The sequence below is a fragment of the Desulfobacterales bacterium genome (assembly GCA_028704555.1).
In the GTDB taxonomy this organism is placed as follows: domain Bacteria; phylum Desulfobacterota; class Desulfobacteria; order Desulfobacterales; family JAQWFD01; genus JAQWFD01.
In genome coordinates this window covers 1-8,059 of sequence record JAQWFD010000066.1, presented here as the reverse complement: position 1 = coordinate 8,059, position 8,059 = coordinate 1, and the positions used below count along the sequence as shown (strand labels likewise).

Below are 8,059 nucleotides of genomic sequence, written 5' to 3'. Positions count from 1 at the left end.
AGTTCTCAAACCGGCCTCGATATGTCCCACGGGGATTTTCTGATAGAAGGCGGCCAAAGCAGATACAAAGGAGGTGGTCGTATCTCCGTGAACTAAAACGACATCAGGTTTCTCATCGATAAGTATCCTCTCAATTTTATCTAGAATATCGATAGTAATAGTGGACAACGTCTGGTTGTCACGCATAATATCCAGATTATAGTCAGCATCAACACCAAATATATCCATAACCGACTGCAGCATCTCACGATGCTGCCCTGTAAGGCAAACACGGTTTTCTATCTCCGGGTGTTTTTGAAGCTCCTTGATTAAAGGACACATTTTTATTGCCTCGGGACGAGTTCCAAATATACTCATTATTTTCATTGATTATAACCTCTTTCCATCAAAAATACACGATTTTTTAGGAATGAAGCTATATATTTTTCTCTCTACTTTTAGAACTAAAGCCCTATATCTCCCTATTATCTGTTGTTCGATGATTTTATATAAAATATAATACGGATATCGTTTATTTGTATTAACAATAGCCTGCCATCCGTTCGATAAATACAAAGCCATACAATTATTCATACTAATAAAATTTTTATTATCTAAGTATAATGCCTGAATGGAATTACCTAATACTTTTGCATATTCAGGAAGAGATCCCCATAAATCATGATTAATGTAAGGATGGGGAGGAACAAATGTTTTAATTCCTCTTTTCTGACATTGAGCAGAAATACACATATCTTCACCTGCATATTTAAAGGATTGATACATTTCAGTTCCATCAAACATATAGTCGAGATATTCTTTTTTTACAAACCACGAATGACCTACAAAATCAACTTCTATTGTTTTACTATTTGGTCCACCCCATCCAACACGTAAAAATCCTCCAAATGGATATTTTACAGGATAACGCATTACTATTCCAATTGTTCCATAAACACCTTCTTGTTTCTGCATACAGCAATAACAATTTTCAAGCCATCTTTTACCTGGAATCGTATCGTCATCGAAAATACATATCAGGGGACTGGAAGCAGAGGATTTTGCATATTCAAAACGTTTCCATACACCAGTATTTTCAGTAGCGATCTTTACATTGTCAAATTTATCTTTTAGAGATGGGAGAAGATCTATTTTATAATTGTCGGAGATTCCATCTTGATAAAGCAGGATTTCTTTAGGCTTTAATGTTTGATTATTAATAGCTTCTAATTGTTTTAGTAAATTATCCGGTCTTTTATATAAATTACAAACAACAGTGACATCAAAGTTTGTTGTTTTCGGATCATACATCCAGCATTGTCTTTTGGCATATCTACTATTTTTATTCATATAAGGACGGGTAATTTTATTATGGATGTATGTATCAATGGAACTTCCAAAATCTATGTAACAATTATTCGGGTTATTCTTAAATAATTCTGCGATAATTGGTCCTGACATTGGTCCGGCTGAAACAACATAAAGTAAATTATCTCTCATGCCATACTCTGATTTAATGCGTTGCAAGAGCTTGGGTGCATCGTTCTCCCAGAACGATATGCAATCATCACCAACCGGATAATACTTTAATACATTTAATTTTCCGATTGGTTTATTTTGAGCTCTGTGATTTGCTATAACTATTGCTTCACGTTCTAAATTTTCAAATGCTTTGATAAACGTACAATAATTGCTGTTGACCCAGAGGTTGGCAAAGGTAATGTTGCGATGAGCTATACGTGATATATACCAATAATAAGCCGCGGGATCACAGCAGGGACAGGAAATACCATACCAAACTCTGGGATCACGGAGATTTAATGCATCCAAACAAGCAGAGCCAAGTTGCGACACATATCCCGGAGATTCCCAGCCTTCTTGAGCTTTAATGCTGCGGCCTTCCATTATCGCTCTTTCTCCATCACCATGACGGAGAAAGGCAATATTTTCTCCAGCCTCAATTAGAGTCCAGATCTTCTTAAATTCATCATCAAGATATATTTTTTCAGGCATAATTATGATAATTACTCTAGAGCTAATTTATTATTTTTCTGTTCTCTTCATTGTAGCACAATCTGATTTAGGTCCAACCTAAGACAAGATATAATGTAATTTTTGAAATATTTTTGTAGACTTACACGGCGTTGCAATATCAACCGAGAAATACTGACGTATGTACGAGCTGTACTTCAATTTCATGTATCATATTCATGCGTTCAAACTTGGCCCCCCCCTCCAAATTGAATCCAGATCAAAACAGCAGTATTCACTGTTTTTACTTCGTCTATATATGACATGACATAGAACATAAAAATATGGATTTTCATAGAACTGGGAGATACGTGAATTTATTATCTGTAAAATGTAAGATAGATTAATTTCTTCTATTTATTAGCAAAAAGAACTAGGAAATCCTCGATCTTACAGAAAACAAAGTACACTATTTTATTGGGTGTTCAGCCAAGCTCCTACATGATACTCTGATAAAAGCACGACGCAAACTTCAGACCATCCCCCACTCCCTCCTCATCTCCCGTACCCCCTCCACATCCACTTCACCCGAGCACCCCCCCTCAAACACACCGCCATCACAAATCACCCGTCCCTCATAATCGCACACCATACTCCGCCCGCAGTAATCCGTACCCGAAACGGGATCATACCCCATACACGCTGCCCCGATAACAAACCCCCTGTTTTCCAAAGCCCTCGCCCGAAGCAAAAGCTCCCAATCCGCGACCCGTGCCGCAGGCCAGGCAGCCTGGACCAGAACACACTCGCACCCTGCCTTCAGATATTCCCGGAACAACTCTGGAAACCGCAGATCGAAACAGATCGCACACCCGAACTTCACCCCCCCGTACTCAAATGTCACCGGCCGGGCACCGGGTGAAAAACTCCTGTCCTCCTTTCCCGGGACAAACAGATGCATCTTAGAATACTCGGCAACCACCTTCCCAGACGGACCGCACACAAGCATCGTATTCTGCGGCAGACCGCCTTCCACTGATTTTTGATACGAACCAACGACGCAGACCTTATGCCTCGCCGCAAGAGCAAGCCAGCGGTTTTTCACCGCCTCACCGGAGACAGGAGAAGCATTCGGCCGCCATCCGGTTGCATACTGCTCAGAAAACACCACCATATCAGCCTTACCTGCATTCTCGCCAAGAAAAGTATCAGCCTTCAAAAAAGCTGCATCCGGGTCATCCCAAACCTGGGTCAGCTGAGCACAACAAACACGCATACTACTAATAATGCATGCCTGGCAAAAAAAGAATTGGGTAGATTCACTCTTTTTTTGACTTTGCAACCTTGTCCTTCGTCTTGTTCGAAACATATCCGATCCAGATCGTAAAGGCGACCGCAATGATCGTCACAAAACCAGCATAGCCGAGCATTGCCGGAATACTGCTTTGAGTACCGAAAATTTCCAGAAAAATCGCTTGGATCGCAGTGTTCCATGCAAGAGCCGCAACCAGTCCAAAAGCAGCTGTGATCAGCGCAGCAAGCTTATCAATAACATCAGCAGAAAATGCCATGAAAATGAATTGGTATAAAAACTATATAAATAATTGTAATGAGGATTTACTCCTCTTTGTGAGCATTCACTGCAGAACCCGACACCCCTGGGATCGCATACTTCTTTTCAAGCCAGTTGACCCCAAACGTCGTGATCGTCACGAGCACCAGATAAAAAATACCGACTGCCGCAAACGCCTCGAAGTACATAAAATATTTACTTGCAATGATCTTTGCTGCGCCGGTAAGCTCGATTACCGCGACCACATACGCAAGTGAAGAATATTTAATCAGATAAATGAACTCATTGGAAACCCCGGGAAGAGCACGGCGCAGAGCCTGCGGGACCACAACATACAAAACTCCCTGTGCCTTCGTCATACCAAGAGACCTTGCCGCGAGCAGCTGACCCCGCTTGATCGACTGCAGTGCTCCGCGGAGATACTCCGAGTTATAAGCCGAGTTACACAAAATGAACCCGACGAGAGCAGACAGATACGAACCTAAAACGATCCCTACGGACGGCAGACCGAAGTATAGAATAAACAGCAGGACCAGAAGCGGACATCCGCGGAAAAAGATCACATACAGCTTAGCAAGCCATTTTATTGGCGCAGGTCCGTAAACCCGGGACACCGCGACCAGAAGACCCAGCAGGAACCCGAGAGGCGCCGTCATGAGCACAAGCTGGATCGTCACCCACAACCCGTCCCAGAGAGCGGGGAGCAGAATATCCTGCCAGAACGGAATCTGGGAGATGAAAGAATCCAGAACACTCTGGAAAAATCCGCTCAGCCCGTCAGAAGGCACAGGGGTACTGGTCAGATTATCCATATCACTCGTCTGCGTAACTGCCCATAAACGCGCGTGTCTTTACAAAATTCGGACTTGTCGGGATCTCCGACGGCGGACCGTGTTCAACGATCTCGCCCTTCTCCATCAGATATATCTCCGTAGCAAACGAAGTCGCAAACTTCATCTCATGCGTGACCACGATACAGGTCATTCCTTTCGCCGCAAGGGTCCGCATAACCTCCATCACCTCGCGTTTCAGTTCAGGATCAAGGGCAGACGTCGGTTCATCGAAAAGCATGACCTCGGGATCCATCGCAAGGGCCCGGGCAATGGAAACCCGCTGGGCCTGCCCTCCGGACAGCTGCGCCGGATAAAAATCCGCACGGTCGGCCATGCCTACCTGCTCCAGTTCATACATCGCCTTTTCGCGTGCTGCTTTTTTATCCATCTTTTTCACTTTCAGCAGGGCAAGCTCCACGTTTCGAACAGCCGTCAGATGATCGAAGAGATTGAAATTCTGAAAGACCATCCCCATCTTCTGCCGGTATGCATTGATCTTTTTTCCGGAGTGCACGATCTCCTCACCGTTCAGATACACAAACCCGCTATCGGGCGCGGTCAGCTGATTGATACACCGGAGAAGTGTGGATTTTCCGGTACCCGACGGACCGACGAAAACCTTTTTTTCTCCTTTGCGGACCTCGAACGAAACGGATTTCAACACATCGAGATCCCCGTACGACTTGCAGAGATTCTCGACTTTGAGAATGGGAACGTCACTCATAAACACTCAGCCTCATTATTGCCGAATCCCGGGATCCGGACTTTCTTTTCCACATATTGAATGATCATCATGCCGCCGTAATTCATCAGTATAAATATCACTGCGCAAGAGAGATACAGGATCATTGGTTCCCCAGTCCGGGAAATCACCTGACTCGTCCTCGTAAGAAGTTCAGCCACTCCGATCACATAGGCGACCGATGAATCCGTCAGAAGAACAGGATACTCATTCGACCAGCCGGGAAGAGAAAGACGAAGCGACTGGGGTAATATGATCGAGCGGATCGCCTGCCACCGTGTCATGCCAAGGGAACGTGCGGCAAGCATCTGTCCTTCGGATAATGACTGGATAGCTCCCCTAAATATCTGGGACTGATAAGCAGCACTCCTGAGCCCCAAAACGGTCACGGCCACGCCGAATGCCGGCATATCAAAGCCCATGAACGGAAAGAGCGCGAAGTAAAACAGAAACAGCAGGACGATATTGGGAAGCCCGCGGAAAAACCAGACATAGATGCCGACGAATCTGCGGATCAGGGCAGGACCGTAGACCTGGCCGAGAGTCAGCACTATCCCGCAGATAAAACCGATAAAAAGGGAGAGACCCACCAAAAGGAGGGTCACCCCCACACCTTCCAGGAGATACCCTGCGGAGTTCGTTACTGCGGAAATCGATTCAAACATAGTATCTAAAAATCCAAAAGACTGCTACCTATTTTATTGGACCTGCCATCAGAAAAAAGGTGTGGAACTATTCTTCAGCTGCCGGGAGGAGTTTGTCGCCTGCGCTGACGATCGTCCCCGAGGAAATCGCGGCATCGATCCCGCTCTCCACCCGTGCTTTTACCTGCACAGTCAGTTTGAATCCGAGGACGAGGGCTGTCTGACGGATCAGATCCTGCTTTGGCGTTGCAAACTGTTTTCCAAGAATGATCTCTGCAGCATGGCCGATTTCAAAAAGCGATACGTCATCGCAGGACCACTTCGCCGGCCGCTCGCGTGCCGCTATCTCTTTGAGGGGAACAGAATAGAATCCCTCCTCATCAGCAGTCAGACGGTCGGCATGCACCTCTTCTGTCAGAAGGGAAGAAATCTTTTTCTTGATCGCCGGCGTCATCTTCGGAACGCGGCCGAGTTCCTTGATCCTGGCATACAGCACGTTCTCTGAAACCGGGCCTTCAACTGAAACGATCTGCATGATCGCCGTTGTCAGGACCGGATCCGGGACGGATTTAAACTGATGATACTTGGCAAGATCACACTCGGTACAGAAAACATACGGCTCGAGGCTGACCTTTGGATACGCCTGCGGCTGGACCAAGGCGGGCTCTTCTTTCTTCAGAGAGGGAGACGCCGCGGCATTTTGTGATTCCGGCGCCGGATCCTTCTGCATAACTGCCGGTTCCTGGGGTCTTTGCGCCTCGGCAAGGAAATCGAGAAGGATCTTCGTGCAGGAAACCGGATGCTGGAACCACTCCGCAGACCAGATCCTGATCAGATGCCAGCCGAGTCCTTCGAGAACCTGGGTGCGTAACCGGTCGCGATCCCGCGTCACCTCTGAAGACCAGTAATTCTGCCCGTCACAGAGGATCCCGGCAAGATACACCCCAGGATCCTTTGGATCCATAACGGCGATATCGATCCTGAACCCGGCACATCCGACGTTTCTGGACACTTGGTATCCATTGTCCTCAAGCATTATGGCGACGGAATCCGGGAAATACGCAGATTCATCAGCTCCGCCTGACAAAGAACTGCATCTCAGAGAAGAGCGGTCCTCTGCATAGGTGAGGAATCTTGAGAGTGCCGCGATCCCTGAAGAAGAATCGGCATCGATAAGAAGATCTGTGCCGCGGAAGTTCGAAAACACCACACAGCGTTCCCGCGCCCGGGTGATCAGAACATTCAGCCTTCTCTCGCCGCCGGCCTGATTCAGCGGCCCGAAGTTGCGGGAAAGCCGATGATTTTCATCGAATCCGTAGCCGATACTGATCAGCATCGTGTCGCGTTCATCACCCTGGACCGTTTCCAGATTCTTCACAAAGAAATGCTCGCCGTTTGCCGGCCGCATCAGCATCTCGACCTCCGGATGATCGCGGAGCAGAATATCCACCTCGTGACGGATGATCTCCTGCTGGCGGGTCGAGAAGGTCGCAACACCGAGTGTTTTATCCGGATACTTCTGATAATACGCGATAACTGCCTGGGCAACCTCCTGTGCCTCGTTTCTGTTGACGCCCGATCTTCCGCGTTCGTAGATCGTATCAGGCAGATGAACAAAGGTAAGTCCCAGATCCGGGGTATCATGCCGCGGCGAGGGGAACACCAGCAGACTTCCGTCATAAAACTCCTCATTGGATACTGCTATAAGCGATTCATGCCGGGACCGGTAATGCCAGCGGAGTCTTCTCGTCGGATACGACTGTTTGCAGACATGCAGCAGACTCTCCATATCCCCAATGCCGGCGACAGATTCCTCATCATCCTCATTCTGATCCGCGATCTGATCAAAGAACGTCGTCGGCGGAAGCTGACGTGAATCTCCCATCACAACAAGCTGCCGTCCGCGCATCAAAGCTCCCAGAGCATCCTCGGGTCTGACCTGACTGGCCTCGTCGAAGATGATGATGTCAAACTTCACCGCGTGGGGATCCAGATACTGGGCGACCGAAAGGGGACTCATCATAAAACAGGGTTTGATCTGCTGGATAAGTCCGCCCGCCTTCTTCATCAGGGTCCTAATCGACATATGACCGCGTTTTCTGTTGAACTCGCCGGTCAGCACCCCCATCTCCGAGTCACGGGAGGCGCCCGTGTAGATCTCGGGAACGGACTTATCCAGCTTCTGAATGATCCTCGCCGCATTTGCGGAGATCGCGGCCCGGTCATACTCGGCAAAGACCGCGATCTTCTGTTCATGAGGCACCTGGGCAAATCTTGCAAGAAGCGGACGAACAAGATATGCCTCTTTCAAAAGAGC

Annotated in this window: 8 protein-coding genes; all 8 read right to left on the bottom strand. The window is 47.4% G+C overall.

Going from position 1 to position 8,059, the window contains the following annotated elements; all coding sequences use genetic code 11:
* Nucleotides 1-366, bottom strand: a 366-nt coding sequence (locus PHQ97_15490) for a UDP-N-acetylglucosamine 2-epimerase (GenBank protein ID MDD4394134.1), incomplete at its 3' end; no start/stop codon positions are given.
* Nucleotides 367-369: 3 nt separating this feature from the next.
* Complete coding sequence (locus PHQ97_15485; GenBank protein ID MDD4394133.1) at nucleotides 370-1,992, bottom strand: glycosyltransferase family A protein; 1,623 nt, start codon at nucleotides 1,990-1,992, stop codon at nucleotides 370-372.
* Nucleotides 1,993-2,482: 490 nt separating this feature from the next.
* On the bottom strand, nucleotides 2,483-3,226 hold the full coding sequence (locus PHQ97_15480; GenBank protein MDD4394132.1) for a hypothetical protein: 744 nt from the start codon (nucleotides 3,224-3,226) through the stop codon (nucleotides 2,483-2,485).
* Nucleotides 3,227-3,269: 43 nt separating this feature from the next.
* The gene (locus tag PHQ97_15475) at nucleotides 3,270-3,521 is read right to left on the bottom strand and encodes a DUF5654 family protein (GenBank protein MDD4394131.1); all 252 of its coding nucleotides are present in this window, start codon (nucleotides 3,519-3,521) and stop codon (nucleotides 3,270-3,272) included.
* Nucleotides 3,522-3,567: 46 nt separating this feature from the next.
* Entirely contained in the window at nucleotides 3,568-4,335 is a 768-nt protein-coding gene (locus PHQ97_15470) for an amino acid ABC transporter permease (GenBank protein MDD4394130.1), read from the bottom strand.
* A 1-nt stretch (nucleotide 4,336) separates the two neighbouring features.
* Nucleotides 4,337-5,080, bottom strand: a complete 744-nt coding sequence (locus PHQ97_15465; protein MDD4394129.1) for an amino acid ABC transporter ATP-binding protein — start codon at nucleotides 5,078-5,080, stop codon at nucleotides 4,337-4,339.
* Nucleotides 5,077-5,763, bottom strand: coding sequence for an amino acid ABC transporter permease (locus PHQ97_15460; protein MDD4394128.1), 687 nt, complete (start codon nucleotides 5,761-5,763; stop codon nucleotides 5,077-5,079). Before PHQ97_15460 ends, PHQ97_15465 begins: the two co-directional genes overlap by 4 nt.
* 67 nt (nucleotides 5,764-5,830) lie before the next feature.
* Nucleotides 5,831-8,059: DUF3320 domain-containing protein (locus PHQ97_15455; GenBank protein MDD4394127.1), on the bottom strand; the 2,229-nt coding region annotated here is incomplete at its 5' end.

Excerpts from the sequence above, each read along its gene's own strand:
- PHQ97_15480 (MDD4394132.1), bottom strand. The coding sequence starts at position 3,226 with ATGCGTGTTTGTTGTGCTCAGCTGACCCAGGTTTGGGATGACCCGGAT.
- PHQ97_15460 (MDD4394128.1), bottom strand. The coding sequence starts at position 5,763 with ATGTTTGAATCGATTTCCGCAGTAACGAACTCCGCAGGGTATCTCCTG.
- PHQ97_15465 (MDD4394129.1), bottom strand. The coding sequence starts at position 5,080 with ATGAGTGACGTTCCCATTCTCAAAGTCGAGAATCTCTGCAAGTCGTAC.
- PHQ97_15485 (MDD4394133.1), bottom strand. The coding sequence starts at position 1,992 with ATGCCTGAAAAAATATATCTTGATGATGAATTTAAGAAGATCTGGACT.
- PHQ97_15475 (MDD4394131.1), bottom strand. The coding sequence starts at position 3,521 with ATGGCATTTTCTGCTGATGTTATTGATAAGCTTGCTGCGCTGATCACA.
- PHQ97_15470 (MDD4394130.1), bottom strand. The coding sequence starts at position 4,335 with ATGGATAATCTGACCAGTACCCCTGTGCCTTCTGACGGGCTGAGCGGA.